25 protein-coding genes are annotated in these 24867 nt (G+C 69.7%); 17 read left to right on the top strand and 8 right to left on the bottom strand.

What is annotated here, in order from left to right; translation table 11 throughout:
• Positions 1–17: 17 nt before the first annotated feature.
• The 6 genes from QTI68_RS20845 (at position 18) to QTI68_RS20820 (ending at position 6718) form a co-directional block, all read left to right on the top strand.
• Positions 18–1226 (top strand): patatin-like phospholipase family protein, encoded by a 1209-nt coding sequence (locus QTI68_RS20845; protein ID WP_286524049.1) that lies wholly within the window; start codon positions 18–20, stop codon positions 1224–1226.
• Between the two features lie 98 nt (positions 1227–1324).
• Positions 1325–2107: a 3-hydroxybutyrate dehydrogenase gene (locus tag QTI68_RS20840; RefSeq protein ID WP_286524047.1), complete on the top strand. Its 783-nt coding sequence runs from the start codon at positions 1325–1327 to the stop codon at positions 2105–2107.
• Between the two features lie 13 nt (positions 2108–2120).
• Positions 2121–3047 carry a LysR family transcriptional regulator gene (locus tag QTI68_RS20835; protein WP_286524045.1) on the top strand — a complete coding sequence of 309 codons (927 nt, stop codon included), beginning with the start codon at positions 2121–2123 and terminating at the stop codon, positions 3045–3047.
• Between the two features lie 78 nt (positions 3048–3125).
• The gene (tcuA, locus tag QTI68_RS20830) at positions 3126–4532 is read left to right on the top strand and encodes an FAD-dependent tricarballylate dehydrogenase TcuA (RefSeq protein ID WP_286524044.1); all 1407 of its coding nucleotides are present in this window, start codon (positions 3126–3128) and stop codon (positions 4530–4532) included.
• A complete protein-coding gene (gene tcuB, locus QTI68_RS20825; protein WP_286524043.1) occupies positions 4519–5703 on the top strand; it encodes a tricarballylate utilization 4Fe-4S protein TcuB in 1185 nt (394 codons plus the stop codon). The genes tcuA and tcuB overlap by 14 nt, the downstream gene beginning before the upstream one ends.
• 37 nt (positions 5704–5740) lie before the next feature.
• Entirely contained in the window at positions 5741–6718 is a 978-nt protein-coding gene (locus tag QTI68_RS20820) for a Bug family tripartite tricarboxylate transporter substrate binding protein (protein WP_286524042.1), read from the top strand.
• 304 nt (positions 6719–7022) lie between these two features.
• Here the strand turns inward: QTI68_RS20820 and QTI68_RS20815 are convergent, their stop codons facing one another.
• Positions 7023–7994, bottom strand: coding sequence for a bifunctional helix-turn-helix transcriptional regulator/GNAT family N-acetyltransferase (locus tag QTI68_RS20815; RefSeq protein WP_503011726.1), 972 nt, complete (start codon positions 7992–7994; stop codon positions 7023–7025).
• 166 nt (positions 7995–8160) lie between these two features.
• On the opposite strand from QTI68_RS20815, the gene QTI68_RS20810 reads away from it, so the two are divergent.
• Together QTI68_RS20810 and QTI68_RS20805 are read left to right on the top strand one after the other, a co-directional pair.
• Positions 8161–10509, top strand: coding sequence for a YgiQ family radical SAM protein (locus QTI68_RS20810; protein WP_286524039.1), 2349 nt, complete (start codon positions 8161–8163; stop codon positions 10507–10509).
• Between the two features lie 34 nt (positions 10510–10543).
• Positions 10544–11461 carry a hypothetical protein gene (locus QTI68_RS20805; protein WP_286524038.1) on the top strand — a complete coding sequence of 306 codons (918 nt, stop codon included), beginning with the start codon at positions 10544–10546 and terminating at the stop codon, positions 11459–11461.
• Positions 11462–11468: 7 nt separating this feature from the next.
• On the opposite strand, the gene QTI68_RS20800 is transcribed toward QTI68_RS20805, so the two are convergent.
• Positions 11469–11915: a universal stress protein gene (locus QTI68_RS20800; protein WP_286524036.1), complete on the bottom strand. Its 447-nt coding sequence runs from the start codon at positions 11913–11915 to the stop codon at positions 11469–11471.
• A gap of 152 nt (positions 11916–12067) precedes the next feature.
• Between QTI68_RS20800 and QTI68_RS20795 the strand changes: the two genes are divergently transcribed.
• The 3 genes from QTI68_RS20795 to QTI68_RS20785 all read left to right on the top strand — a co-directional run bounded on the left by QTI68_RS20795 (position 12068) and on the right by QTI68_RS20785 (position 13514).
• Positions 12068–12319 (top strand): type II toxin-antitoxin system ParD family antitoxin, encoded by a 252-nt coding sequence (locus tag QTI68_RS20795; RefSeq protein WP_286524034.1) that lies wholly within the window; start codon positions 12068–12070, stop codon positions 12317–12319.
• Complete coding sequence (locus tag QTI68_RS20790; RefSeq protein ID WP_286524033.1) at positions 12316–12651, top strand: type II toxin-antitoxin system RelE/ParE family toxin; 336 nt, start codon at positions 12316–12318, stop codon at positions 12649–12651. Before QTI68_RS20795 ends, QTI68_RS20790 begins: the two co-directional genes overlap by 4 nt.
• Before the next feature lie 149 nt (positions 12652–12800).
• Positions 12801–13514 (top strand): hemerythrin domain-containing protein, encoded by a 714-nt coding sequence (locus QTI68_RS20785; RefSeq protein ID WP_286524032.1) that lies wholly within the window; start codon positions 12801–12803, stop codon positions 13512–13514.
• Here QTI68_RS20785 and QTI68_RS20780 read toward each other — a convergent pair.
• The 3 genes from QTI68_RS20780 to QTI68_RS20770 form a co-directional block, all read right to left on the bottom strand.
• The gene (locus QTI68_RS20780; RefSeq protein WP_286524031.1) at positions 13511–14863 is read right to left on the bottom strand and encodes a pyridoxamine 5'-phosphate oxidase family protein; all 1353 of its coding nucleotides are present in this window, start codon (positions 14861–14863) and stop codon (positions 13511–13513) included. The genes QTI68_RS20785 and QTI68_RS20780 overlap by 4 nt on opposite strands.
• Positions 14864–14869: 6 nt before the next feature.
• Positions 14870–15364, bottom strand: a complete 495-nt coding sequence (locus QTI68_RS20775; protein ID WP_286524030.1) for a hypothetical protein — start codon at positions 15362–15364, stop codon at positions 14870–14872.
• Positions 15365–15463: 99 nt separating this feature from the next.
• A complete protein-coding gene (locus tag QTI68_RS20770; RefSeq protein WP_286524028.1) occupies positions 15464–16435 on the bottom strand; it encodes a LysR family transcriptional regulator in 972 nt (323 codons plus the stop codon).
• A gap of 157 nt (positions 16436–16592) precedes the next feature.
• Here QTI68_RS20770 and QTI68_RS20765 point away from each other — a divergent pair, with 157 nt between their 5' ends.
• The 5 genes from QTI68_RS20765 (at position 16593) to QTI68_RS20745 (ending at position 21029) form a co-directional block, all read left to right on the top strand.
• Entirely contained in the window at positions 16593–17573 is a 981-nt protein-coding gene (locus tag QTI68_RS20765; RefSeq protein ID WP_286524027.1) for a Bug family tripartite tricarboxylate transporter substrate binding protein, read from the top strand.
• An 80-nt stretch (positions 17574–17653) separates the two neighbouring features.
• Complete coding sequence (locus tag QTI68_RS20760; RefSeq protein WP_286524025.1) at positions 17654–18397, top strand: NADPH-dependent F420 reductase; 744 nt, start codon at positions 17654–17656, stop codon at positions 18395–18397.
• Positions 18394–19692 carry an NTP/NDP exchange transporter gene (locus tag QTI68_RS20755; protein ID WP_286524024.1) on the top strand — a complete coding sequence of 433 codons (1299 nt, stop codon included), beginning with the start codon at positions 18394–18396 and terminating at the stop codon, positions 19690–19692. Before QTI68_RS20760 ends, QTI68_RS20755 begins: the two co-directional genes overlap by 4 nt.
• Positions 19689–20585, top strand: a complete 897-nt coding sequence (locus tag QTI68_RS20750; protein ID WP_286524022.1) for an aldo/keto reductase — start codon at positions 19689–19691, stop codon at positions 20583–20585. Before QTI68_RS20755 ends, QTI68_RS20750 begins: the two co-directional genes overlap by 4 nt.
• 69 nt (positions 20586–20654) lie before the next feature.
• Complete coding sequence (locus tag QTI68_RS20745) at positions 20655–21029, top strand: hypothetical protein (protein WP_286524021.1); 375 nt, start codon at positions 20655–20657, stop codon at positions 21027–21029.
• A gap of 13 nt (positions 21030–21042) precedes the next feature.
• Here the strand turns inward: QTI68_RS20745 and QTI68_RS20740 are convergent, their stop codons facing one another.
• Positions 21043–21924 (bottom strand): CoA transferase, encoded by an 882-nt coding sequence (locus tag QTI68_RS20740; protein WP_286524020.1) that lies wholly within the window; start codon positions 21922–21924, stop codon positions 21043–21045.
• A gap of 116 nt (positions 21925–22040) precedes the next feature.
• On the opposite strand from QTI68_RS20740, the gene QTI68_RS20735 reads away from it, so the two are divergent.
• Positions 22041–22943: an SDR family oxidoreductase gene (locus tag QTI68_RS20735; protein ID WP_286524019.1), complete on the top strand. Its 903-nt coding sequence runs from the start codon at positions 22041–22043 to the stop codon at positions 22941–22943.
• On the opposite strand, the gene QTI68_RS20730 is transcribed toward QTI68_RS20735, so the two are convergent.
• Both QTI68_RS20730 and QTI68_RS20725 read right to left on the bottom strand, forming a co-directional pair.
• Positions 22940–23875, bottom strand: coding sequence for an EamA family transporter (locus QTI68_RS20730; RefSeq protein ID WP_286524018.1), 936 nt, complete (start codon positions 23873–23875; stop codon positions 22940–22942). The two genes, QTI68_RS20735 and QTI68_RS20730, sit on opposite strands and share 4 nt — an antisense overlap.
• On the bottom strand, positions 23872–24864 hold the full coding sequence (locus QTI68_RS20725) for an SDR family oxidoreductase (RefSeq protein ID WP_286524016.1): 993 nt from the start codon (positions 24862–24864) through the stop codon (positions 23872–23874). The genes QTI68_RS20730 and QTI68_RS20725 overlap by 4 nt, the downstream gene beginning before the upstream one ends.
• Positions 24865–24867 lie beyond the last annotated feature (3 nt).

The following is a 24867-nucleotide window of genomic DNA, read 5'->3' as shown; positions in this document are numbered from 1 at the left end:
TGGTGTCAAATGGCGCCATGACCGCCACCAAGAAGCCACGCACCGCCGCTCCCGCCGCTCGTCCTCGCGTTGACATCACGACCGCCCGCAAGGCCCTGGTGCTGCAGGGCGGCGGCGCCCTGGGCGCCTACCAGGCGGGCGTCTACGCGGGCGTGTTCGAGAAGCACAAGACGCTCGACTGGGTGGCCGGCGTCTCGATCGGTGCGGTCAACGCGGCCTTGATCGCCGGCAACCCGCCCGAGCGGCGGGTGGATCGGCTGCGCGAGTTCTGGGACCTTGTGTCGTCGGGGCCGACCCAGCGCCTGCCGGCCTGGTGGGGCGGCGACCGGGCGGCACTGAACCAGTGGAGCGCCGCGGCGGTCGCGATGTTCGGCGTGCCGGGTTTCTTCGAGCCGCGCCGCACGCCGGCGCTGCTGCTGGGCGGCTCGGCGCCGCTCCTGAGCTACTACGACACCTCGCCCTTGAAGTCGACGCTCGAACGGCTGGTCGACTTCGACCGCATCAACCACTGCGAGACCCGCTTCAGCGTCGGTGCAGTCAATGTGCGCACCGGCAACTCGCTGTACTTCGACAACACGGTGCAGCGCATCGGCCCCGAGCACATCATGGCGAGCGGCGCGCTGCCGCCCGGCTTCGCGCCGGTGCACATCGACGGCGAGGACTACTGGGACGGCGGCATCGTGTCGAACACCCCGCTGCAGTACGTGCTGGACATGCACCCGCGCAGCGAGACGCTGATGGTGCTGCAGGTCGACCTGTTCAGCGCCCACGGCTCGATGCCGCGCACCCTGGCCGAAACCCTGGAGCGCCAGAAGGACATCACCTATTCGAGCCGCACGCGCATGAACACCGATGCCCTGGCCTCCAACATGAACCTGCAGCAGGCCATCGCCGACCTGATCGGCAAGCTGCCCGCGGCGCTCCAGAAGGACCCCAGCGTGCAGGCCGTCTGCGGCCAGCTGAACCACGAGCCGATCGAGATCGTGCACCTGATCTATCGCGACAAGCCCTACGAGCTCGACTCGAAGGACTACGAATTCTCGCGCGCCTCGGTCGACGAGCACTGGGACGCCGGCCTGCGCGACATCCGCAACACGCTGGACCACCCCGAATGGCTGCAGAGCGCCGCGCTGCCGAATGGCGTCACCACCTTTGACCTGACCGAGCCGAATGCGCGCCGGGTGCGCCATCCGATGGCGCTGCCGCAAGTGCCCGCGGCGCGCTGAACCCGATCAGGCTGCCTTAAGCCTGGCCGCGCAGGCTTTGCGCACGGGCACGCAGATTGCACGCAGATCCAACAACCTCTTCACTCCAAGGAAATCCCATGCAGCTCAAGGACAAAGTCGCTTTCATCACCGGCTCGGCCAGCGGTATCGGCAAGGAGATCGCCATCGTCTTCGCCCAGGAGGGCGCGAAGATCGTGATCGCCGACCTCAACAAGCAGGCGGCGGACGCCACCGCCGCGGAACTCAAGGCCAGCGGCGCCGAGGCCATCGGGGTCGGCGTCGACGTCACCAGCGAGGAGCAGGTCGATGCGGCGGTCGAAGAGGCGGCCAAGGCCTTCGGCGGCATCGACATCCTGATCAGCAACGCGGGCATCCAGATCGTCCATCCGGTCGAGGAGTTCAGCTTCGCCGACTGGAAGAAGATGCTGGCGATCCACCTCGACGGCGCCTTCCTGACCACCAAGGCCTGCCTCAAGCACATGTACGCCCAGGGCCGCGGCGGCAGCGTGATCTACATGGGCTCGGTGCATTCGAAGGAAGCCTCGCTGCTGAAGGCGCCCTACGTCACGGCCAAGCACGGCCTGATCGGGCTGGCCAAGACCGTGGCCAAGGAAGGCGCCAAGTACAACGTGCGCGCCAACGTGATCTGTCCGGGTTTCGTGCGCACGCCGCTGGTCGAGAAGCAGATCCCCGAGCAGGCGAAGACCCTCGGCATCACCGAGGAGCAGGTGATCAAGAACGTGATGCTCAAGGAGACGGTGGACGGCGAGTTCACCACCACCGACGACGTCGCGCGCGTGGCGCTGATGTTCGCCGCCTTCCCGACCAATGCGCTGACCGGCCAGTCGCTGGTGGTGAGCCACGGCTGGTTCATGCAGTGAGCGTGAACCCTTCATGGAGCTGAGGCAGCTGCGCTACTTCGTCAAGATCTGCGAGCTGCGCAGCATGGGGCGCGCGGCGCTCGAACTCGATCTTGCGACCTCGGCCCTGAGCCAGCAGATCAGCCGCCTCGAGAGCGAGCTGTCGACCCGCCTGCTGCAGCGCAGCTCGACCGGCGTGACGCCGACCGACGCCGGGCTGGCCTTTCTGCAGCAGGCGCAGCTCACGCTGCGGCATGCCGATGAAGCGGTGCGGGCCGCGCAGCAGGCGCGGCTATCGGGTCACGTCAGCATCGGGCTGCCGCCGACCACCGCCTCGGTGCTCGGCGTGCCCTTGATGCAGGCCATGCAGGCGCGCTATCCGGAGGTCCGGCTGCACCTGGTGGAGTCCTTGTCGGGGCACCTCGGTGCGATGCTCAATGCGCGCCAGCTCGATCTGGCCGTGCTGTTCCAGACCGATGTGGCGCGGCGCTGGAGCGTGCTGCCGCTGCTCGACGAAAAGCTGTTCGTCATCGGCCGCGCCGACCTGCCCGGCCTGCCGACCGGACGCCAGGTGCGCCTGGCGCGCCTGGGCGAACTGCCGCTGATCATGCCGAGCGCCTCGCACGGGCTGCGTGCCACGCTGGAGGCGGCCTTCGCGCGGGCGCGGGTCGTGCCGCGCGTGGTGGCCGAGATCGATGGCCTGGCGATGCTGATGGACGCGGTGCGGGCCGGGCAGGGCGCCACCATCCAGCCGGGCGCGGCAACCGCGCGGCTGGCCGATGAGCGCCTGGTGCAGGTGCGCATCGCCGACGCGCAGGTCGGGCGCCGCAACCTGCTGGCGAGCCTGTCGGACGACGAACTCTCGCCCGCGGCGCTGGCCGCCCGCGTGGTGCTGGCCGATGTCGCGCGCAGGCTGGTGCGCGAAGGGCGCTGGGCCGGCGCCACCCTTCACGAAAACTGAAGACCCCTTGCGCAGGGCGCGCTTTCGCGCGGCGCCATGGCTGCCTAGAGTCGAGCTCCTCACGAGGAGACTACTGAAATGATCGATGTCCTGGTCGTCGGCGGCGGCAATGCCGCGCTGTGCGCCGCGTTGATGGCGCGCGAGGCCGGCGCCAGCGTGCTGCTGATCGAGGCCTCGCCGCGCGAATGGCGCGGCGGCAACTCCCAGCACACGCGCAACCTGCGCTGCATGCACGACGCGCCGCAGGACGTGCTGATCGAGGCCTATCCGGAGGAAGAGTACTGGCAGGACCTGCTCAAGGTGACCGGCGGCCAGACCGACGAGCATCTGGCCCGCATCGCGATCCGCGCTTCGTCGTCGTGCCGCGACTGGATGCGCCGCCATGGCGTTCACTTCCAGCCGCCGCTGTCCGGCGCGCTCCACGTGGCGCGCACCAACGCCTTCTTCATGGGCGGCGGCAAGGCGCTCGTCAATGCCTACTTCCGCAGCGCCGAGCGGCTGGGCGTGCAGGTCCGCTACCAGACGCCGATCGTCTCGATCGAACTCGACGGGGATCGCTTCGTGGCCGCACGCACCGCAAGCGGCGAGCGCATCGAGGCCCGTAGCTGCGTCCTCGCGGCGGGCGGCTTCGAGTCCAACCGCGAGTGGCTCATCGAGGCCTGGGGCGTGAATGCGCGCGGCGAGCGGCCGGCCGAGAATTTCCTGATCCGCGGCACCCGCTTCAACGAGGGCGTGTTGCTCAAGGCCATGATCGACGCCGGTGCCGACGCGATCGGCGATCCGACGCAGGCCCACATGGTGGCGATCGATGCCCGCGCACCGCTCTACGACGGCGGCATCTGCACCCGCATCGACTGCGTGTCGCTCGGCGTCGTCGTCAACCGCGATGCGCAGCGCTTCTACGACGAGGGCGAGGACTTCTGGCCCAAGCGCTATGCGATCTGGGGCCGGCTGGTGGCGCAGCAGCCGGGCCAGATCGGCTGGTCGATCATCGACCGCAAGGCGATCGGCCGCTTCATGCCGCCGGTGTTCCCGGGCACGGTGGCCGACAGCCTGCCCGAACTCGCGCGCAAGCTGGGCCTGCCCGAGGCGCCCTTCGTCGACACCATCGCCGCCTACAACGCGGCCTGCCGGGTCGGCAGCTTCGACCACACCACGCTCGATGACTGCCACACCGAAGGCCTCGCGCCCGCCAAGACCCACTGGGCCCGTCCGATCGACGCGCCGCCCTTCTACGGCTATGCGCTGCGACCCGGCGTCACCTTCACCTATCTGGGCCTCCGGGTGAACGACCAGGCCGCCGTGCACTTCGGCGGCCGGCCGAGCCCGAACCTGTTCGTCGCCGGCGAGATGATGGCCGGCAACGTGCTCGGCAAGGGCTACACCGCCGGCGTGGGGATGGCGATCGGCACCGCGTTCGGCCGCATCGCAGGGACCCAGGCGGCCAAGGCGGCCATGAAGGAGACGACCCATGCAGCAGCTTGATGCGCTGACTAGGGAGGCCGTGGCGCTCGCCGGCGGCGGGCCACGGGTGATACCGATCCTGAGCGCGCCCGAGGCCGAAGTGGGCCGCCAGATGCAGATCTGCAATGCCTGCCGCTATTGCGAGGGCTTCTGCGCCGTTTTCCCGGCGATGACGCGACGGCTCGAATTCGGCCAGGCCGACATCCACTACCTCGCCAACCTGTGCCACAACTGCGGCGCCTGCCTGCATGCCTGCCAGTACGCGCCGCCGCACGAATTCGCGGTCAACGTGCCGCGCGCGATGGCCGAGGTGCGCGGCCAGACCTATGCCGACTATGCGTGGCCGCCGGCTTTGGGGCGGCTGTACCAGCGCAACGGCCTGACGCTGTCGGTGGCGCTCGCGGCAGGGCTGGCGCTGTTCCTGATGCTGGCGGTGGCGCTCAACGGCACGCTGTGGGGCGGCCGGCTGGAGGGCAATTTCTATCGCCTGTTCCCGCACAACCTGCTGGTCGGCCTGTTTGCGCCGGTGTTCCTGTTCGTGGTGTTCGCGTTGGGCAAAGGCGTCACGCGCTTCTGGCGCGAGCTGACGCCGGCCACCAGCGGCGCACCGTTGAATGCGCCTGCCGCGGTCGAAGCCACCCAGGCCGTGCTGCGCCTGAAGTACCTCGACGGCGGCCACGGCGAAGGCTGCCACGACGAGGACGATGCCTACACGCTGTCGCGCCGGCGCTTCCATCACTTCACCTTCTACGGCTTCCTGTTGTGCTTCGCCGCCACCAGCGTCGCGACGCTCTACCACTACCTGTTCGGCTGGCATGCGCCGTACGACCTGCCGAGCCTGCCGAAGCTGCTCGGGGTCGTCGGCGGCGTCAGCCTGATGACCGGCACGGCGGGGCTCTGGCGGCTCAATCGCCGGCGCCATCCGCTGCAGGGCGATGCGGCGCAGAAGCCGATGGACCTGGGCTTCATCGCCTTGCTGTTCCTCACCAGCGCGAGCGGACTGGCGCTGTGGCTCGGGCGCGGCACGCCGGCCCTGGCGCTGCTGCTGTGCCTGCATCTGGGCGCGGTGATGGCGCTCTTTGCCACGCTGCCCTACGGCAAGTTCGCGCACGGCATCTTCCGCACCGCGGCGCTGCTGCGTCATGCGGTCGAGAAGCGACGGCCGAATCCGATCGGCCTCGGCGCCGACTGAAAAACAACTCGAATCGACAACTGGCAAGGGACCCACGATGAACAAACGACACCTGCTGCGCGCCACCACTTTGGTCGCTGCTTCGCTGCTGCTGGCCGGCCTCGGCCAGGCGCAGGACTTTCCGCCGAACAAGCCCGTGACCCTGGTGGTGGGGTTCGCTCCGGGCGGCGCGGCCGATGCGGCGGCGCGCCTGATCGCCAAGAAGCTGGGCGACAACATCGGCCAGAAAGTCGTGGTCGACAACAAGGCCGGTGCCGGCGGCAACATCGCCCACCAGCTGGTGGCGGCCGGGCCGGCCGACGGCTCGATGCTGCTGTTCGGCTCGATCGGCCCGCTGACCATCGCGCCGCATGTGATGAAAGTCCGCTACGACCCGTTCAAGGACCTGGCCGCCGTCTCGGGCGGCGTCAATTTCCCGAACGTGCTGGTGGTGAACAAGGGCGTGGGCGTGAAGACGCTGGCCGAGTTCGTGGCGCTCGCGAAGAAGAAGCCCGGCAGCATCGATTTCGCATCCACCGGCGCCGGCTCGGCCTCGCACCTGGCGGGCGAGCTGTTCAACCAGCGCGCGGGCATCGACATGGTTCACGTGCCGTACAAGGGCGGCGCGCCGGCGCTGCAGGACCTGCTGGGCGAGCGCGTCGCCTCGTATTTCTCGGCGCCGCCGACGGCGCTGCCGCAGATCGAGGCCGGCAACCTGATCCCGCTCGCCACCACCGGGTCGAGCCGGCCGGCCTACATGCCGAACATCCCCACGGTGGCCGAGTCGGGCTACCCGGGTTTCGAGGCGCTGAACTGGTATGCCTTCGTGGCACCCGGCAAGACGCCGGCGCCCGTGCTCGATCGCTGGAACCTGGAGATCGTGAAGGTGCTGAACGATCCGGGTGTCAAGGAATCGCTCGACAAGCACGGCCTGACGCCGCAGCCGACCACGCGGGCCGAGCTCACGGCCTTCATGCGCAAGGAGGACGCCAAGTGGGGCGGGATCGTGCGCGAGCGAAAGATCACGGCCGATTGAGGATGACGACGAGCTTTTTGATTCGATGGGGGCGGGCTCACGCCGACGGCGTACTCTGCTCCGCGAATGTCCCCCGGCCTTCGGCCTCCTCCTTTATTTCGCTGCGCAGAGCACGCCATCGACGTGAGCTGTCACGGCGGTGGTCCATCTCCGGCCAGCGCCACACCGCGTTTCCCGTGCCGAGGGCATCGGGTGGCCCCCGCAGCGAAGTAAAGGAGGAGCCGAAGGCGGGGGACATGAGCGGAGGGGGCCACCCGATGCCCTCGGCACGCGCCCCGGCCGCCCGCCCCGAATTTCAACTTCTTCAATTCGTTGGCGTGGCGAGCTTGAGCTCCCAGGTCTCGCCCACCAGCTGCTGCCCGAAGCCCTCGTAGGGCTCCGACTTGACGAGCTTGAAGCCACGCGCCGCGTAGATGCCGCGCGCCGCTGCGAGGCAGCTGTTGGTCCACAACACCATCTTCTTGTAGCCCTTGGCGCGGGCGAAGGCGATGCATTCGTCGGTCAGGCGGGCGCCCAGCCCGAGTCCGCGCGCCTTCGGGCTCAGGATCAGCATGCGAAGCTGCGCCGTGGTCGCCGACTTGCGCACCACGAAGACCGCACCGACGCGCTCGCCATTGAGCTCGGCGATCCAGCAGCGCTCCCAGGCGGGCTGGAACTTGCGCAGGAACTGGGCTGCGATGTCGGCCACCAGCGCCTCGAACTCGCTGTTCCAGCCGTATTCGCGGGCGTAGACCTCGCCGTGCTGCTGCACCACCCAGCCGATGTCGCCCGGCGCCGGATCGCGCAGAACGGCGGCCTGGGTCCGGGCCGGCGGCTGTGCAGCCGGCTCGAGCAGCGCCTGCAGCGTGCCCATCGCATCGACAAGCTGGCGCCGCTCGGCCAGGGGCAGCGGGGAGAGCAGGGCGCGGGCCTCGTCGCGCGACTTCTGTTGCAGCGGCGCGAAAGCCGCGTGGCCGGCTTCGGTCAGGGCCAGCAGGCTTTGGCGCGCATCGCGCGGGTGGGGCCGGCGCTGCAGCCAGCCCTGCGATTCGAAGCGGCGCAGGATGCGGCTCAGGTAGCCGCCATCGAGGTGCAGGTCGCGGCCGATCTCGCTCGCGACCGGCTCCGCCCGGTGCGCCAGTTCGTAGAGCACGCGGACGTCAGTCAGGGACATTTCGCTGCCCAGGTAGGGGTCGAGGATCCCGATCGTGCGGGTGTAGAAGCGGTTGAAGTGGCGGATCGCCTTGACCTGGGCGACCTCCGGATCGGGGAGGGTAACAGCTGACATGATTGCCATTGTCATTTATTTGATTGACAAAAGCAATCAATTGAATGGCCTCGGCCTGGATTCCCTTTGCCCTTTAGGGCGACAGATCCAATGGAAAACCCTAAAATCGCGGGTTGCCCACCACGGGCCCACCCGGCCCGCAGGCCTGCGCGGCAAACCTTGTCGCATACCCTCGATGAACGCCCCCGTTGACGTCTCCTTTTTCGCGCGTGCCGCCAAGCCGCTGACCAGCTACCGCAAGTACTGGGCGGCCCGCTTCGGCACGGCGAAGTTCCTGCCGACCACACGCGCCGAGATGGACGCCCTCGGCTGGGACAGCTGCGACATCATCGTGGTCACGGGCGACGCCTATGTCGACCATCCGAGCTTCGGCATGGCCGTGATCGGCCGCATGCTCGAGGCGCAGGGCTTCCGGGTCGGCATCATCGCCCAGCCCGACTGGCAGAGCGCCGACCCGTTCAAGGTGCTCGGCCGCCCGAACCTGTTCTTCGGCGTCACGGCCGGCAACATGGATTCGATGATCAACCGCTACACGGCCGACCGCAAGGTGCGCAGCGACGACGCCTACACGCCCGGCGACATCGGCGGCCGGCGGCCCGACCGGGCGGCCATCGTCTATTCGCAGCGCTGCAAGGAAGCCTGGAGCGACGTGCCGATCGTGCTCGGCGGCATCGAAGGCTCGCTGCGCCGCATCGCGCACTACGACTACTGGCAGGACAAGGTTCGCCGCTCGATCGTGGTCGATTCGAAGTGCGACCTGCTGCTGTACGGCAACGCCGAGCGCGCGATCGTCGAGATCGCGCACCGCCTCGCCGCGCGCGAGCCGGTGCACCAGATCACCGACGTGCGGGGCACCGCCTTCGTGCGCCGGGAGACGCCCGAGAGCTGGTTCGAGATCAACTCGACCAGCGTCGACGAGCCGGGCCGTGTCGAGGCCCACGTCAACCCCTACCTGATGGTGTCGGAGCAGGCCAAGGCCAACGGCGCGACCTGCGCCAAGGAAGACGAGGCGCAGGCCGTCGCCGCCGCCGCCGAATCCGCCGGATCGGTCAACCCGGCCATCAAGCCGCTCAAGTTCGTTCCCAATCCGGCCTTGCAAAGCCGCGAGCGCATCAAGGTGCCGCCGCGCGACCGTTCGGTGATCCGGCTGCCCTCCTACGAGCAGGTGCGCGCCGACCCGGTGCTCTATGCCCACGCCAACCGGGTGCTTCACCTCGAGACCAATCCCGGCAACGCGCGTGCATTGGTGCAGGCGCACGGCGAAGGCACGACCGCGCGCGATGTCTGGATCAACCCGCCGCCGATCCCGCTCACAACGGCCGAGATGGACCATGTGTTCGACCTGCCGTATGCGCGCAGCCCGCATCCGCGCTATGCCGACGAAAACGGCAGCCACGACGGCGCGACCAAGATCCCGGCCTGGGAGATGATCCGCTTCAGCGTCAACATCATGCGCGGCTGCTTCGGCGGCTGCACCTTCTGCTCGATCACCGAGCACGAGGGCCGCATCATCCAGAGCCGCTCCGAAGAATCGATCATCAAGGAGGTCGAGGCGATCCGCGACAGCGTGAAGGGCTTCACCGGCACCATCTCCGACCTCGGCGGGCCGACCGCCAACATGTACCGCATCGGCTGCAAGTCGCCCGAGATCGAGTCGGCCTGCCGCAAGCCCAGCTGCGTCTACCCGGGCATCTGCCCGAACCTCAACACCAACCACGATCCGCTGATCAAGATCTACCGCCGGGCGCGCGCGCTCAAGGGCATCAAGAAGATCCTGATCGGCTCCGGCCTTCGCTACGACCTGGCCGTGCAGTCGCCCGAGTACGTCAAGGAACTGGTGCAGCACCACGTCGGCGGCTACCTCAAGATCGCGCCCGAGCACACCGAGCAGGGCCCGCTCACCAAGATGATGAAGCCCGGCATCGGCAGCTACGACAAGTTCAAGCAGATGTTCGAGAAGTACTCGGCCGAGGCGGGCAAGAAGCAGTACCTGATCCCGTACTTCATCGCCGCCCATCCGGGCACCAGCGACGAGGACATGATGAACCTCGCGATCTGGCTCAAGAAGAACGGCTTCCGCGCCGACCAGGTGCAGACCTTCTATCCGTCGCCCATGGCCACCGCGACGACGATGTACCACACCAACAAGAACCCGCTGCGCAAGATCACTCGCGAGAGCGAGACGGTGGACATCGTGCGCGGCGACAAGCGCCGCCGCCTGCACAAGGCCTTCCTGCGCTACCACGACGCCAACAACTGGCCGCTGCTGCGCGAGGCATTGAAGTCGATGGGCCGCGCCGACCTGATCGGCAACGGCAAGCACCACCTGATCCCGACCTGGCAACCGCTGACCGACGGCAGCTACCAGAGCGCCCGGCGCAAGAATTCGACGGTGGTCGCGGCCAAGCCCGCGGCCCCGGTCAAGGGCCGCATCCTGACCCAGCACACTGGCCTGCCGCCGCGTGACAACGGGTCGGGGCGCGCCAGGCCCGCCGCGGCCAAGCCGATCCGCAAGGGCCGCTGAGCTTCCGCTGGCGCGGTCGCGGTATCGTGTCGGCATGAACACACCGCCGGCCGCTCCGTCCCCGTGGTTTCGCTTCGGCCTCGGCGTCGGGCTGGTGCTCTGGCTGCTGGCCTTCACCGCCCAGGCGGCGCCGCTGGAGGCCGGCTCGGCGCACGCCCTGCGCGAACGGCACCAAAAGCTGGGCGAAGCCCTGGCCCACAGCCCCCTGAAGCGGCCCATCGTGCTGGACTCGCAGGAAACCGACGGCGGGCTCCAGGGGGATGTCTACGCGGTGGTCAACCATTCGCTCGAAGACGTGCGGCGTGCGCTGGATCAATCGGCGCAGTGGTGCGAGATGCTGCTGCTGCACGTCAACAACCGTCGCTGCCGGGTGGGGCAGGGCGCCGCCGGCGAGACGCTCACGCTGAGCGTGGTCCCGCGCTACGACAAGCCGATCGATCAGGCCTTCGAGCTGTCCTTCGTGCGCCGCACCGCGCAGGCCGCGCGCGACTACCTGCTGATCGACCTGACGGCCGATTCGGGGCCGATGGGCACCAGCGGCTATCGGGTGATGGTCGAGGGCATACCGCTCGGCGAGCACCAGTCCTTCCTGCACTTCGCCTATTCCTATGACCACAACATGGTGGCCCGGCTCGCCACCATGGCCTACCTCGCGACCTTCGGCAGCGAGAAGGTCGGCTTTACCGTGGTCGGCAAGAAGCCGAATGGCGATCCCGACTACATCCGCGGCCTGCGCGGCCTGGTGGAACGCAACGCGATGCGCTACTTCCTGGCGCTGGAGGCCTACCTCGATGGCCTGTCGATGCCGGCGGCCGAGCGCACCGAGAAACGCCAGGTTCGCTGGTTCGAGGCGGTCGAGCGCTACCCTGCGCAGTTGCACGAGATCGACCTGGCCACCTACCTGGCCGCCAAGCGCGAAGACCGTCAGCGCGACGGTCCTCCCGCGCGCTGAGGGTGCCTCAGCGCAGCACCAGCACCGGCGTGTGCGAATGCGTGAGCACGTGCAGCGTCTCGCTGCCCATCAGCAGGCGCTTGATGCCGCGCCGGCCGTGCGAGGCCATCACGATCAGGTCGCAGTGGTGGACCCGGGCCGCTTCGATGATCGCCTCCGACACCCCTTCGGCGCGCATGACGATGCCAGTGGTGCGCTTCACGCCCCGGGAGTCGGCCTTGCCCTTGACCGCATCGACCACCCGCTGGGACTCGACGTCGGCCTCGTCGCGCAGGCGCGAGACCTCCATCTGGCTGAGCAGCAGCGAGCCTTCGAAGTAGCTGGCGGCATGGTGGTGGGAGACCTTGACGGCGAACAGTTCGGACTGCGTGAGCAAGGCGAGGTCGATGGCGGCGGTCACGGCCTGCTCCGACAACTCCGAGCCGTCGGTGGCGACGAGGATGCGTTCGTACATGGCTCGCTCCCGGGCGGGTGGGGCCGCCCCCGCGTTCAGATTAGTCCGGCCGGTGCACGGTTACAAGGCGCGGACTGTGTTCTAGGCGGGATCACCTAGGCCGGGGACCGCATAGTCTTGCCAAAATTTGCCAAACTGACTAGGCTCGTGCCATGAGCACGATGAACATTTCCCTGCCCGATGCGCTCAAGGCCTTCGTGGACGAGCAAGTCGCCCAGCGCGCCTACGGGACCAGCAGCGAGTACGTGCGCGAACTGATTCGAAGGGACCAGGATCGGCTGCGACTGCGCGATCTGCTGCTCGCCGGTGCAGGCTCAGCGCCAGGGCGGCCGGCGGACGCAGGCTACTTCGAGGCCTTGCGCGGCAGGGTCGGCGCGGCGGGCAAGGCCAGAGCCCGCAGGTGAAGACCAAGCCGGTCGTCCCGCGCGAGCAGGCCCACGTGGACGTCGACCAGATCGTCGCGTTCTATCTGGCGGAGGACGCCAAACAGGCCGCCCTGGGATTCATCGATGCCCTGGAGCGGGCTTACGCGCACATCGGCCGGCATCCAACCACCGGCTCCTCGCGCGACGCCCACGAGTTGAATCTGCCGGGCGTTCGCTTCTGGCCTCTGACCCGGCATCCCTACCTGGTGTTCTACGTCGAGCGCGACGACCACATCGATGTCTGGCGCGTGCTGCAAGGTCGACGAGATGTCCCCGCCTGGATGCAGGATCCTGCCCAGCGCACCATGTAGCGTTCCATTTGCCTGCGGACGAAATTTAAGGTTCCGTGAGGGATTGCTTAAGCAATTCTTAGCGGCGCGCGCGGGCTTCGATTTCTAGACTTCTTTCCAGCAGGCGGGCGCACGGTGCGCCGGCCGCTGAACCCGGAAGGAAGGACCCCATGAACATCGATCAGCGCGAACTGCGCCTTGTCGCGGAGGCCGCAGCGCCCCGCATCGACATGTATGCCGGCATCCACAAGGCGCTGCGTGCGCTGATGGCCGACACCCTGCTGGCCGTCGGCAGGATGGACAGCGAGGACGCGCTGGAGCGCGCGCAGGTGACGCAGCGCGTGCTCGAGCTGCTCGACTTCTGCCGCGCGCACCTGCAGCACGAGAACGACTTCATCCACCCGGCGCTGGAGGCCCGCGCACCCGGCGCCAGCGGCAAGATCGCGCACGAGCACGAGGAGCACCTGCACGCCATCGTGGCGCTGGCGGAGCAGACCACGGCGCTGCTGCAATGCGAACCGGCGGGTCGGCCGGCCGCCGCGCTGGCGCTGTACCGCGCGCTGTCGCTGTTCATCGCCCACAACTTCGAGCACATGCACGTCGAGGAGACGGCACACAACGCGGTGCTGTGGGCGCGCTACACCGATGCCGAGCTGATCGAGATCCACGACGCGCTGGTGGCGTCGATCCCGCCCGACGAGATGATGTACGTGCTGCGCTGGATGGTGCCCTTCATGAACCCCATCGAGCGCGCCGCGATGCTGGGCGACATGCGCGCCCATGCACCGGCGCCGGCCTTCGCTGCCGCGCTGGAGGTGGTGCGCCCGCACCTGAGCGAGCGCGAGTGGGCCAAGCTCGGCCGCGACTTGGGGCTGGCGCCTTAGGCAATCTCCTGCAGCGCGACCGGCCGCTCGACCCGCAGCAGGAAGCGCCCGCGGCCGGTCTTCTCGATTCGGATGTGCGGGCTGTTCTCCTGCAGCCGGCGCTGCAGCAGCACCAGCCGTGCCTCCAGGTTGTCCGACAGGTCGGGCAGGCGTAGCGCAGGGTCGAGCCGCAGCTCGCGGTTGCTGAATTCGCTGCGGCCCTGCTGCGTGTGCTCGCGCAGCAGCTTGCCGAGGATGGCGCCTGCGACGCCCTTGATGAGGTAGCTGTCGCCGATGAAGATGCTGCTGTTGGCGAGGTAGTGGCGCACCGCGATCGGCGCGCCGGAGGGCGGCGGCGCACGGGCGGGTGCTTCGGCCGCGGCCGCCGCCTCGTCGCCGGTGCGCAGCAGCTCCAGCGCGGCGCCGAGGTGGCCGGCGATGGCGACCAGCGCGTCCTCGTCCTCGAAGCCGAAGCGCATGTCGATCGGACTCTCGACGAACAGCGCGCCCAGCAGGCGGTCGCAGGAGACGATCGGCACCGCCAGCTGGCTGCGCGGCTCGGCCAGGCCCGGAAACGGGATCTCGGTGTCGAGCACCAGGCCGGGCTCGATCTCGCGCATGCTGCTGCGCACCGCGTGGCTGTAGTTCGCCGCGTTCGTCATGTGGCTGATGCGCACCGGTGTGCGCTCGCGCGCGGCGACCCCGATCACGCCATGGCCGATCTCGATCTCGGAGCCGACGCCCGAGGTGGCGTAGCCGCAGCTCGCCACGGTGTAGAGGCGCTCGGTCGCGCCGTCGCGCATCAGCACCATTGCATGGCGGATGTCGAGCTGGTCATTGAGCACGGCCAGCACGCCCTGCAGCAACTCGTCGGTGGCGCAGCAGGCGGCCAGCCGCTCGGCCGAGCGGCGCACGCCGGCCAGCAGGCCGTGGCGCGGCGGCGGCGGCGCGAGCCGTTCGCCTTCGACGGCCTCGACCGCCTCGACCTCGTAGATGTCGGCGCCGAGCAGCCGGAACACGGCCGCCATGCCGCTGTGCGAGGCGATGCCGGCCAGCTGCGCCTTCATGCCTTCGAAGCGCGGCCCTTCGGTCTCGGTGCGCAGGTAGCGCAGCTCGAGGCGGTACATGGCGCCGACCGTCGGGTCCAGCACCAGCACGGTCGCGTACGGGTTGGCCAGGATGTTCTTGCGGGTCTTGTTGAAGAACTGGAAGGACAGCGCGACGTGCCGCTCGTCGACGTAGTAGACCTGCGAGATGTAGGCGACGTTGGGCGTGCCGTCTTCCGAGCAGGTCGCCATCACCGCCGGGATGGCGCCCTCGAAGCAGGCACGGATCGCGTGCAGCGACGGCGACGGCTGGCGTGCGTTCATGAGGGGTCAGGCCGCCGGCAGCGCGCTGCCGGCCTTGGGGCCGGGCGTCTGGTCGTAGGCTTCGCTCGGTCGGAAGCGGATCGCCACCACGTCGTCCAGCCGGCAGGCCAGCATCGCCTGCACGAAGGCAGCGCTCAAGCCGACGTTGCCGATCTCGTGTTCCATCGAGCGCAGGTAGCGCTGCAGCACGGGTGCGTCGCCGTCGACGGCGCTGCGCAGTTCGACTTCGCCCGCCTTGACCTGCACGGTGCGATGGCTCAGCGGTTCGCTGAAGACCACCGCGACCTGGCCGGTCGCCGCGACGTCCTGCAGCAACTGGCGCGACCGGCTGCGCGCGAGATAGACCGTAACCTCGCTGCCGTCGGGCGCGATGGCGGCGCCGACCGCCCGCATCAGGCTCGGCCGATGGGCGGCATTGCGCGAGGCGACGATGGTCGAGACGCCCTTGTCGATCATCGCGATGTGCTCGGGGTTCAGCAGCGGGCGGGGCAGGGCGGACATGGGGACCGGGTGTGGGTCTGAACACGGCATTTTGATTCAAAGTCCCGCCGCCGACCGTTTTCCGGACGGCCTACGCCAAGCGGCCGACCGGCCTGCGACTCAGGCCGCGAGGCGGACTTCCGAAGGCGGCGCGCTGACGCGCAGGTGGCGGGTCGCGCTGGCCGTGCGCATCACGGCCGACAGCAGCGAGCGGAACCAGATGTGGCCCGGCGCATGCTGGTTGCGGCCATGCCAGAGCTGGTAGAAGCGCATCGGCGGGAAGTCGATCGGCGCCGGCACCACGGCCAGCGGCAGCATGGCGGCGAAGTGCAGCGCGAAATGCCGGCTGGTGGTGAAGATCAGGTCGGTGCCGGGCAGCAGGTGCGGCGCCATCGAGAAGAAGGGCACCGTGACGGTCGGCGTGCGCGTCAGCCGCTGGGCCGCCAGGTGGGTCTCGACCACGCCGCGCTGCAGCCCGCTGTAGAGCAGCGGCACCACGTGCGAGCCCTGGAGGTAGTCGGTGGCGCGCATGCCGCTGGCGCCGGGGTGGTCGCGGTCGACCAGGCAGACGATCTCGTCCTCCAGCAGCAGGGTGGTGCGCAGGTGCTCGGGCGGCTGCGGCCAGTTGCCGATCACGACGTCGATCTCGCCGTCGGCGAGGGCGCCGTCGTAGTCGTAGTCGGGCCCGAGCGGCTGCAGCAGCATCCGCGCCCCGGGCGCGGTGGTGCGCAGGTACTGCACCACGGCCGCCATCAGCGGCGGCGCCAGGTAGTCGGGAGTGCCGATGCGGAAGGTCTGGCGGGTGGTGGCCGGGTCGAAGACGTCGCCGGGCGAGAGCAGGGCGTCGATCTCGCCGAGCACCACGCGGACCGAGGCCTCGAGCTGCAGGGCGCGCTCGGTCGGCACCATGCGCTGCTTGTCCTTGATCAGGAGCGGGTCGTCGAAGATCTCGCGCAGCCGCTTCAGCGCGGTGCTGACCGCGGGCTGCGACTGGTTCAGGCGCGTCGCCGCGCGCGAGACGCTGCGCTCGTTCATCAGGATGCTGAAGACGCGCAGCAGGTAGGTGTCGAATGGGTCGTTGGCGCGTGACATGGCGTGTCTCCTGCACAGCTTTGGTGCCCCGGGGCACCAGCGCCAGTCGCCGGCGGGCTCCGGGGCGGCACTTTGCTATGCCGCTGATTGCTGCCTAGCGATTGGCGTGCCATGCCGGCGTTCCTACAGTCGGGCATCACTTTTGCTGCACCACCGCATGACCATCCCGACCTCCACCACACGCCGCGGCGCCCTCCAACTGCTGGCTGCCGGCGCCGCCTCGCTGGCGCTGCCGGCCCTGGCGCAGTGGCCCGACAAGCCGATCAAGATCATCGTCACCTTCCCGCCCGGCGGGTCGAGCGACATCCTGGCGCGGGTGCTGGCCGAGCAGTTGGGCAAGAAGCTCGGCCAGGCGGTGGTGGTCGACAACAAGCCCGGCGCCGGCGGCACCATCGGCGGCGCCCAGGTGGCGGCCGCGGCGCCCGACGGCTACACCTTCATGCTGTCGAACTCGACCCCGCTCGCGCTCGGCCCGTTCACGCTCGAGAAGCAGCCCTACGACCCGGTGGCCGCGTTCACCCACATCGTCTCCCTGGGCTCCGCCCCGCTGGTGGTCATGGCCAGCAAGCCCTCGGGCATCACCAGCTTCGCCGAACTGGAGGCGCGGGCCCGCAAGGACGGCCGGCTGGACTTCGGCTCTGGCGGCCCGGGGTCGATCGGCCACATCCACGGCGAGCTGATCCGCAAGATCACCGGCGCCAACCTCGTGCACGTGCCCTACCGCGGCGGCGCGCCGATGACCACCGACCTGCTCGCCAACGTGATCCCGGTCGGCATCGACGTCATCACCGCCTACGTGCCCTTCTTCAAGAACGGCCAGCTGGTGCCGCTGGCCGTGACCGGCAGCGCGCGATCGCCGCTGATGCCCGAGGTGCCGACCATCGTCGAGGTCGGCCAGCCGAAGCTGGTGCTGGAGAACTTCTTCGGCCTCAGCGGCCCGGCCAAGCTGCCGCCCGAGATGGTGGTGCGCCTGCACGACGCCTGCAACGAGGTGCTGGTGATGCCCGAGGTCCAGAAGAAGCTGATCGAGCTGGGGATCGTCGCCAAGCCCGAGAGCACGGCGCGCTTCGAAGCGATCGTGAAGGAGCAGGTGGGGGTGCTCGGCCCGACGGTCAAGGCGGCCGGCATCAAGCTCTGACCCTGGCCGGGCGCGCGCCCGGGCGTCTTGCGCGGCCGTGCCGGGCGGTGGATGATCGCCCGGATCTGCAGGAGGTTTCGATGCCGCAACATCAGCCCTTCGATCGCGCCCGGCGCGGCCTGCTCGCCGCGACCGGCAGCTGGCTTGTGCTCGCGGCGCTTGGCCCGAAGGGCGCCCGGGCGCAGCCGGCGGCCGGCATGCGCATCGGCATCATCGGCGCCGGCCGCATCGGCGGCACCATCGGCGGACTGTGGGTCAAGGCCGGCCATCCGGTGATGCTGTCGTCGCGCCATCCGGAAGAGCTCAAGGACCTGGTGGCCAGCCTCGGGCCGCTCGCCAGTGCCGGCACCGTCGCCCAGGCGATCGCGTTCGGCGATGCGCTGTTCATCGCGGTGCCCTATGGCGCACTGCCCCAGATCGGCCAGGACCACGGAGCCGCCCTCAAGGGCAAGGTCCTGCTCGATGCCTGCAACGCGGTGGCCTCGCGCGACGGCACCGTGGCCGACGAGGTCGAGCAGGAGGGCATCGGCGTCGTCTCGCAGAAATACCTTTCAGGCGCACGGCTGGTGCGGGCGTTCAACACGATGTCCTACACGATCTTCGCGCGGGAAGCCAACCGGCCCGCGCCCAGGCTGGCGATCCCGATCGCCGGCGACGATCCCGAGGCGGTCCGGGTCGCGGCCAGGCTGGTCGGCGATGCCGGCTTCGACCCCGTGGTGGTCGGCAAGCTGGCTGATGCCCGGCGCTTCCAGCGCGGCGGTCCCGGCTACGGGCAGGCGGTGAGCGCCGCTGAACTCAGGCAGAAGCTGTCGCTGGCGCCATGACGGCGCTGCGGCGCTGGCTGCGGCGGGCCGTTCCGGCGACGCCGCAGGAGTTGGCGGCGGCGTGGTGGTCCTTCGGCTATTTCTTCGCGCTCCTGGCGGGCTACTACGTGCTGCGGCCGCTGCGCGACCAGATGGGCATCGCCGGCGGGACGCGGGCGCTGCCGTGGCTGTTCACCGCGACCTTCGTGACGCTGCTGGCCGCGCAGCCGGTCTTCGGCGCGCTGGTGGCGAGGCTGCCGCGGGCCCGGTTCATCCCGGTGGTCTACCACTTCTTCGTCCTCAACCTCGCGCTGTTCTGGGTGCTGCTGGCGCTCGGCATCGCGCCGGTGATCGTGGCGCGGGTGTTCTTCGTCTGGGTCAGCGTCTTCAACTTGTTCGCGGTCGCCGTGTTCTGGTCGTTCATGGCCGATCTCTTTACCAGCGAGCAGGGCAAGCGGCTGTTCGGCTTCATCGGTGCCGGCGGCACGGCGGGCGCGCTGCTCGGGCCGGTGATCACCATTGCGTTGTCGGTGCCGCTCGGGCCGCACAACCTGCTGATCGCGGCCATCGTCTTCCTCGAAGCCGCTGTGTTCTGTGCCCATCGGCTCGAGCGCAGCGCGGGCGCGAACGGCGCCGGCCCTCGGCGCGGCATCGAGGGCCGGGTAGGGGGCGGCGCCTTCGCCGGACTGTCGGGGCTGCTGCGCTCGCCTTACCTGCTCGGCGTCGGCGCCTGGGTCAGCCTGCTGTCCTTCGGCGCGACGATGCTCTATTTCATGCAGGCGAACATGGTGGCCGCGTCGGTGCAGGGCGCGGGCGCGCAGACGCGGATCTTCGCCAGCATCGACCTGGCGGTCGGCCTGCTGACGCTGGCGACGCAGGTCTTCGCGACCGGGCGCCTGCTCCAGCGTTTCGGTACCGGCATGGCGGCGGCGGCGCTGCCGGCGGTCTATGTCGTCGGCTTCCTCTGCCTGGCGATGGCGCCGACCCTCGCGGTGGTGCTGGTGTTCCAGGTGGTCCAGCGGTGGATGAACTTCGCGATCGCCAATCCGGCGCGGCAGGTGTTCTTCACGGTCGTCGGGCGCGAGGAGAAATACAAGGCGAAAAACCTCATCGACGTCGTGATCTACCGGGGGTCCGATGCGCTCTACGGCTGGGTCTACGACATGCTGCACCTGATCGGACTCAAGATCGGCGCCATCGCGCTGTGCGCGCTGCCGGTGGCGCTCGCCTGGGTCGTCCTGTCGGCGACGCTGGGACGCACGCAGGAGCGCCGCGCGTCCTTGCCCGTCGACCGGGCGCTGGGAGATCCGCCATGACATCGATGACACGGCGAAGCTTTTCCGCGCTGGCGGCCGCGGCGGCGTGGCCGCCCGGCGTGTTCGCGCAAGACCGGGGAGGCGCCCTGATCCTGCGCGCCATTCCCGCCACGGGCGAGCGCCTGCCGGCGGTCGGCCTCGGCACCGCCAGCGTGTTCGACAGCGACGACGCCCGGACCCGCGAGGCCGCGGCGCAGGTCGTGCGGACCCTGCTCGAGGGCGGCGGCCGGCTGATCGACACCGCCTCGGTCTACGGCGATGCGGAACGCGTGCTGGGCCAGGCGATGCCGGCCGCCGGCGGCCGCGACCGGGTCTTCGTCGCGACCAAGCTCGAAGCGCCGGACGCCGCCGAACTCGAGCGCTCGCTGACCCGGCTCGGGACGCGCCGGGTCGACCTGCTCCAGCTCCACAACGTGCGCGACCCGCAGCAGTCGCTGGCCCGGTTCAAGGCCTGGAAGGCCGAGGGCCTGTGCCGCTACACCGGGATCACCTCGACCTCGCATCGCGACTACACGGCCATCGAGGCGGTGCTGGCGCGCGAGAAACCGGACTTCGTGCAGATCGGCTATTCGCTCGACGACCGCGAAGCCGAAGCGCGCATCCTGCCCCTTGCGGCCGACATGCATGCCGGCGTGCTGACGGCCTTGCCCTTCGGCCGCGGCCGGCTGTTCCGCGCGGTGCGCGGCAAGCCGCTGCCCGAGTGGGCGACGGGCTTTGCCGACAGCTGGGCGCAGTTCTTCCTCAAGTACCTGCTGGGCGACGAGCGGGTCACCGCGGTGATTCCGGGCACCTCCGATCCGGGCCACATGGCGGACAACCTCGGCGCCATGCGCGGCCGGCTGCCGGATGCCGCGGAGCGCGGGCGGATGGTGGCGTTCGTGCAGACACTCTGACCTGGGCGGCGCGCCTGAACTCCCGGCCTTCAGACGAAGTCCAACACCGACTTCCGGCGGAGGTGCTCCATGAAGAGATTCGCACTGGCCCTCGCGATGACGGCCGCCGTGGCTGGCGGCGCGACGACGAGCCTGGCCTTCAACGGCAACGGCATGCAAGGAGGCAGCCCCGGCGGCGTCAATCGCGCGTTCCGCACGGCGCCAGGGGGTGCGCGCGTCGCCGTCGTGCCGGGGCGACCGGCGTTCCCAGTTCATCCCGTGTTTCCCGTTCGGCCCGGCTTTCCGTTCCACCGTGTCGTGGTGGTCGGCGTTCCGGTGTTCTATGGGCCGCCGCCCGTGGTGGTGGTGAGCGGCGCGCCGGCGCTCTGGTACTGCCAGAACCCGATCGGCTATTTCCCGACCATCCAGGCCTGCCCCGTGGGCTGGGTCCAGGTGGCGCAGTAGTCGCGGGGGCGGATCAGCCGGCCAGCGTGAGCAGCGGCAGGTCGCGCTCGCGGGCGATGGCGTCGAGTTCGGCCCGGCTGCGGCGGGCGAACCATTGCGCCAGCGCCTCGTGGATCGCCGGCGACAGCATGTCGCCCGTCGGCAGCCCTGCGGCTTCGCACAGCCTGACGGCGAAATGCGGTTCGAGCGCCGCGACCGCCGCCCGGCCATCGGCGCACGGATAGACCCGGTACCCCGCGTGGGCACCGCCGACCGCGCCCTGCGGTTGCGTCAGCCCCCAGGTGCGCGGCAGCGCGAGCCAGTCGGCGGCGGCGTTCAACGCCACTTCGCGGTAGATGCCGGCGGTGTGCGAGGCGCCGGTGCGCAGGGCCGCCTGCAGCACCGCTTCGCTGGCCAGCAGGGCGCCGCCCATGTCGGCGAAGAGCGAGGGCGGCAATGCGGTGCCGGTGACCAGCCCGCTTTCCGCCAGGTAGGTGAGGTCGTGCCCGGGCTCCTCGGCGCGCTCGCCGGGTGCGCCGACGATCGCGACCTGCGACAGCCTCGGGTGACGGGCCTGCAGCGCCGCCCAGTCGAGCCCGAGCTTGGCCAGCGCCGAGGGCCGGAACGAGGTCAGCAGCACGTCGGTGGCGTCCAGCGCCTCGTGCAGCCTGTCACGGCCGGCGTCGGCCTTCAGGTCGACCACTTCCACCGTCACGCCCTCGTGCAGCGCGGCATAGGCGGGCCGGTTGTAGTGGCCCATCGGGTCGCCTGCCGGCGGTTCGAACTTGAGGCAGGCGGCGCCCATGGCGCGGCAGCGCATCAGCGCGGCGGGTCCGGGCAGGTTGAGCGCCAGGCTCAGGATGCGCACGCCGGCCAGCGGCATGAAGGGGGCTTCGGCGGGGACAGAGGTCGGCATCGGCGGGCGTCCTTGAGAAAAGAAAAGTGGCGGCGAGATAGAGCTTACCGGCTTGGCGCAGGCGCTCTACGATGCGCCTTGCAAGCGCCCGATCCACACAAGACAAGGAGACTTTCATGTTCCAGAACGATCTCATGGCCGGCCAGCGCATTCTCGTGACCGGCGGCGGCACCGGACTCGGCCGCTCGATGGCCGAGCGATTCCTCGCCCTCGGCGCCGACGTCGCGATCTGCGGCCGCCGTCAAAGCGTCTGCGAAGAGACGGCGGCCCAGTGGCGCAGCCGGTTTCCGGAGCGCCGCATCGACACCTTCGGCGTCGACATCCGCAATGCGCAGGCGGTGGACGAGATGGCCGACAGCCTCTGGCATTCGGGCGGGCTGACGGGGCTCGTCAACAACGCGGCCGGCAACTTCGTCTCGCCGACCGAGGCGCTGTCGCCGCGCGCCTTCGACGCGGTGGCCAACATCGTCTTCCACGGCAGCTTCTACGTCACGCAGGCCGTGGGCAAGCGTTGGGTGGCCGAGGCGAAGCAGGGCAAGTGGAAGGCCGGCGACCCGTACCGCAGCGTCATGAGCATCATCGTGACCTGGGTCGACAACGGCAGCCCCTACGTGGTGCCGTCGGCGATGAGCAAGGCCGGCATCGAGGTGATGACCAAGTCGCTGGCGATCGAGTGGGCGCGCTACGGCATCCGCCTCAATGCGGTCGGACCGGGCGAGATTCCGACCGAAGGCATGAGCAAGCGGCTCAACCCCGGCGAGGAGCCCGGCGCCCGCAGCAAGGCCAACAACCCGATGGCGCGCACCGGGATGATGAGCGAGTTGCAGAACCTCGCGGCCTTCCTGATGGCGCGGGGGCAGTGCGATTGGCTCACGGGACAGAGCATCATGATGGACGGCGGCAATGCGATGGCCACCGGCGGCAACTTCTACGAACTGCGCCAGTGGAGTGACGCCGACTGGCTGGCCGCGCGCGAACGCATCGAAGCCCAGAACCAGAAGGACAAGGCGCAACGCTAGACGGCGGCCGGCCGGCGCCGCTTCCACCAGCCCCGCAGCCGCCCCGCCATGCCCTGGTTGATCACCAGCCCGGCCAGCACCGCGGCGGTACCGAGCCATTGCGCCGGGCTCGGGCGTTCGCCGAAGGCCAGCGCCGCGGCGGCGAGGCCGACCACCGGCACCAGCAGCGAGAACGGCACCACGCGGCCGGCCGGGTGGCGCTGCAGCAGGCGCGTCCAGAGCGTGTAGGCGAGCAGGGTCGCGAACCAGGCCAGGAACAGCACCGCCAGCAGCGCCCGCAGATCGAGCCCGCCGAGCTGGCGCAGCACCTGCGCGGATCCGTCCATCGCCACCGCGAGCAGGAGGAAGGGCAGCACCGGCACCACGCTGCTCCAGACGATGAAGCCGAAGGGGTCGTAGCCCGGCGTCGCCCGTACCGCGAAGCGCACCACGACGTTGGAGGCGGCCCACATGAACGCGGCCGACAGCGTGAGGATGAAGCCGATCAAGGTCATCTGGCCGGGGCCGTTGCCGTGCGCGGTGGCAATCACCAGCAAGCCCGCGAGCGCCACGGCGAGGCCGAGCCACTGGTCGCGCCGCGCGCGTTCGCCGAGCAGCGGCCCGGCCAGCAGCAGAGTGAAGAAAGCCTGGGTCTGCATCACGACCGAGGCCATGCCCGCGGTCATGCCGAGCTGGAGGCCGAGGAACAGCAGGCCGAACTGGCCCACGCCCTGCGCCAGCCCATAGGCCGCGAAATAGCGCCAGGGCAGCGCTGGCCGGGCCACGAACAGCAGCAGCGGCAGCGACGCGGCGGCGAAGCGCAGCGCACCCAGCAGCATCGGACTCAGGTCCTGCAGCCCGAGCTTCATGGCGACGAAGTTCAGGCCCCAGATCAGCACCACGCACAGGGCGCGGGCGAGGTCGCCGCGGCTGAGGGCAGGCGTGCTGCTCATGGCGTGCTGGGGCCGCGCGCCGCACGCGCCGCCTTGAACGCCATGAAGGCCTCCAGGCTGGTCTTCTTCGGCACGTAGCCGAACTCGGTCTTGAGCCGCTTGTTGCACAGCACCGGGCGGTAGCGCAGGAAATCGAGCTGCTCGGGGCCATAGCGGCTGACGCCGAGCCGCGAGCCCACGGTCAGCGCGAGCTTGAGCAGCGAGGCCGGCAGCGACAGCAGCGGCTTGCGCAGCAGCGCGGCGATCTGCGGCAGGGTCAGCGCACCATCGCCCGCGACGTTGAAGCAGCCGGTACGCCCGGAGGTGATCGCGTGCACCACGCAGCCGGTCACGTCCTCGTCCCAGATGAAGACGAAGGGGCTGTCGCTGCCGCGGATCGCGAGGATGCGCGGCTTGTCGAACAGGGCCGTGATCTGGTTGTGCACCTGCGTGCCCAGGATGGTGCCGATGCGCAGCACCGTCTGCTGCAGCGCCGGATGGTCGAGGCGCCAGGCGGCCAGCATTTCCTCGACCAGTCGCTTGTGGTCGGCGTAGGCGAAGGCGGCGTTGCCGCGCAGCGCGTCGTCCTCGTCGATCCAGGCCGGGTTGTCGGCGTGGTAGCCGTAGGCGGCGCCGCTCGACGAGACCACGATGTGGCGCACGGCTTGCGCGACGCAGGCCTCGAGCACGTTGCGGGTGCCGAGCACGTCGACCGAATACTCGAACTCGCGCGTGCTGCCCGGGCCGGGCGTGACGATCGACGCCAGGTGCACCACGGCGTCGATCGCGTGCTGCTTCAGCGTTGCGCCGAGCCCGGCATCGCGCACGTCCTGCACGGCATAGGTGACGCCGGGCACGCGGCGCATGGCCGGCACCTCGCGGACGTCGAGCGCGACCACGCAGTCGATGTCGGGCAGGGCGGCGAGGGCGGCCACCACCGTGCGGCCGAGAAAACCGTCGGCGCCGGTGACGAGCACGCGGCGTGCCGCGATGGGCAGAACTGCATCCATGAT

Origin of the sequence: Variovorax sp. J31P207, assembly GCF_030316965.1 — a bacterium.
Taxonomy (GTDB): Bacteria; Pseudomonadota; Gammaproteobacteria; order Burkholderiales; family Burkholderiaceae_C; genus Variovorax; species Variovorax ginsengisoli_B.
The sequence above is the reverse complement of the archived record's forward strand: the minus strand, read 5'-3'. Positions and strand labels throughout refer to the sequence as shown.

Coding starts and splice junctions, on each gene's coding strand:
- QTI68_RS20845 (WP_286524049.1), top strand. CDS start 18: ATGACCGCCACCAAGAAGCCACGCACCGCCGCTCCCGCCGCTCGTCCT.
- QTI68_RS20840 (WP_286524047.1), top strand. CDS start 1,325: ATGCAGCTCAAGGACAAAGTCGCTTTCATCACCGGCTCGGCCAGCGGT.
- QTI68_RS20835 (WP_286524045.1), top strand. CDS start 2,121: ATGGAGCTGAGGCAGCTGCGCTACTTCGTCAAGATCTGCGAGCTGCGC.
- tcuA (WP_286524044.1), top strand. CDS start 3,126: ATGATCGATGTCCTGGTCGTCGGCGGCGGCAATGCCGCGCTGTGCGCC.
- tcuB (WP_286524043.1), top strand. CDS start 4,519: ATGCAGCAGCTTGATGCGCTGACTAGGGAGGCCGTGGCGCTCGCCGGC.
- QTI68_RS20820 (WP_286524042.1), top strand. CDS start 5,741: ATGAACAAACGACACCTGCTGCGCGCCACCACTTTGGTCGCTGCTTCG.
- QTI68_RS20815 (WP_503011726.1), bottom strand. CDS start 7,994: ATGGCAATCATGTCAGCTGTTACCCTCCCCGATCCGGAGGTCGCCCAG.
- QTI68_RS20810 (WP_286524039.1), top strand. CDS start 8,161: ATGAACGCCCCCGTTGACGTCTCCTTTTTCGCGCGTGCCGCCAAGCCG.
- QTI68_RS20805 (WP_286524038.1), top strand. CDS start 10,544: ATGAACACACCGCCGGCCGCTCCGTCCCCGTGGTTTCGCTTCGGCCTC.
- QTI68_RS20800 (WP_286524036.1), bottom strand. CDS start 11,915: ATGTACGAACGCATCCTCGTCGCCACCGACGGCTCGGAGTTGTCGGAG.
- QTI68_RS20795 (WP_286524034.1), top strand. CDS start 12,068: ATGAGCACGATGAACATTTCCCTGCCCGATGCGCTCAAGGCCTTCGTG.
- QTI68_RS20785 (WP_286524032.1), top strand. CDS start 12,801: ATGAACATCGATCAGCGCGAACTGCGCCTTGTCGCGGAGGCCGCAGCG.
- QTI68_RS20780 (WP_286524031.1), bottom strand. CDS start 14,863: ATGAACGCACGCCAGCCGTCGCCGTCGCTGCACGCGATCCGTGCCTGC.
- QTI68_RS20775 (WP_286524030.1), bottom strand. CDS start 15,364: ATGTCCGCCCTGCCCCGCCCGCTGCTGAACCCCGAGCACATCGCGATG.
- QTI68_RS20770 (WP_286524028.1), bottom strand. CDS start 16,435: ATGTCACGCGCCAACGACCCATTCGACACCTACCTGCTGCGCGTCTTC.
- QTI68_RS20765 (WP_286524027.1), top strand. CDS start 16,593: ATGACCATCCCGACCTCCACCACACGCCGCGGCGCCCTCCAACTGCTG.
- QTI68_RS20760 (WP_286524025.1), top strand. CDS start 17,654: ATGCCGCAACATCAGCCCTTCGATCGCGCCCGGCGCGGCCTGCTCGCC.
- QTI68_RS20755 (WP_286524024.1), top strand. CDS start 18,394: ATGACGGCGCTGCGGCGCTGGCTGCGGCGGGCCGTTCCGGCGACGCCG.
- QTI68_RS20750 (WP_286524022.1), top strand. CDS start 19,689: ATGACATCGATGACACGGCGAAGCTTTTCCGCGCTGGCGGCCGCGGCG.
- QTI68_RS20745 (WP_286524021.1), top strand. CDS start 20,655: ATGAAGAGATTCGCACTGGCCCTCGCGATGACGGCCGCCGTGGCTGGC.
- QTI68_RS20740 (WP_286524020.1), bottom strand. CDS start 21,924: ATGCCGACCTCTGTCCCCGCCGAAGCCCCCTTCATGCCGCTGGCCGGC.
- QTI68_RS20735 (WP_286524019.1), top strand. CDS start 22,041: ATGTTCCAGAACGATCTCATGGCCGGCCAGCGCATTCTCGTGACCGGC.
- QTI68_RS20730 (WP_286524018.1), bottom strand. CDS start 23,875: ATGAGCAGCACGCCTGCCCTCAGCCGCGGCGACCTCGCCCGCGCCCTG.
- QTI68_RS20725 (WP_286524016.1), bottom strand. CDS start 24,864: ATGGATGCAGTTCTGCCCATCGCGGCACGCCGCGTGCTCGTCACCGGC.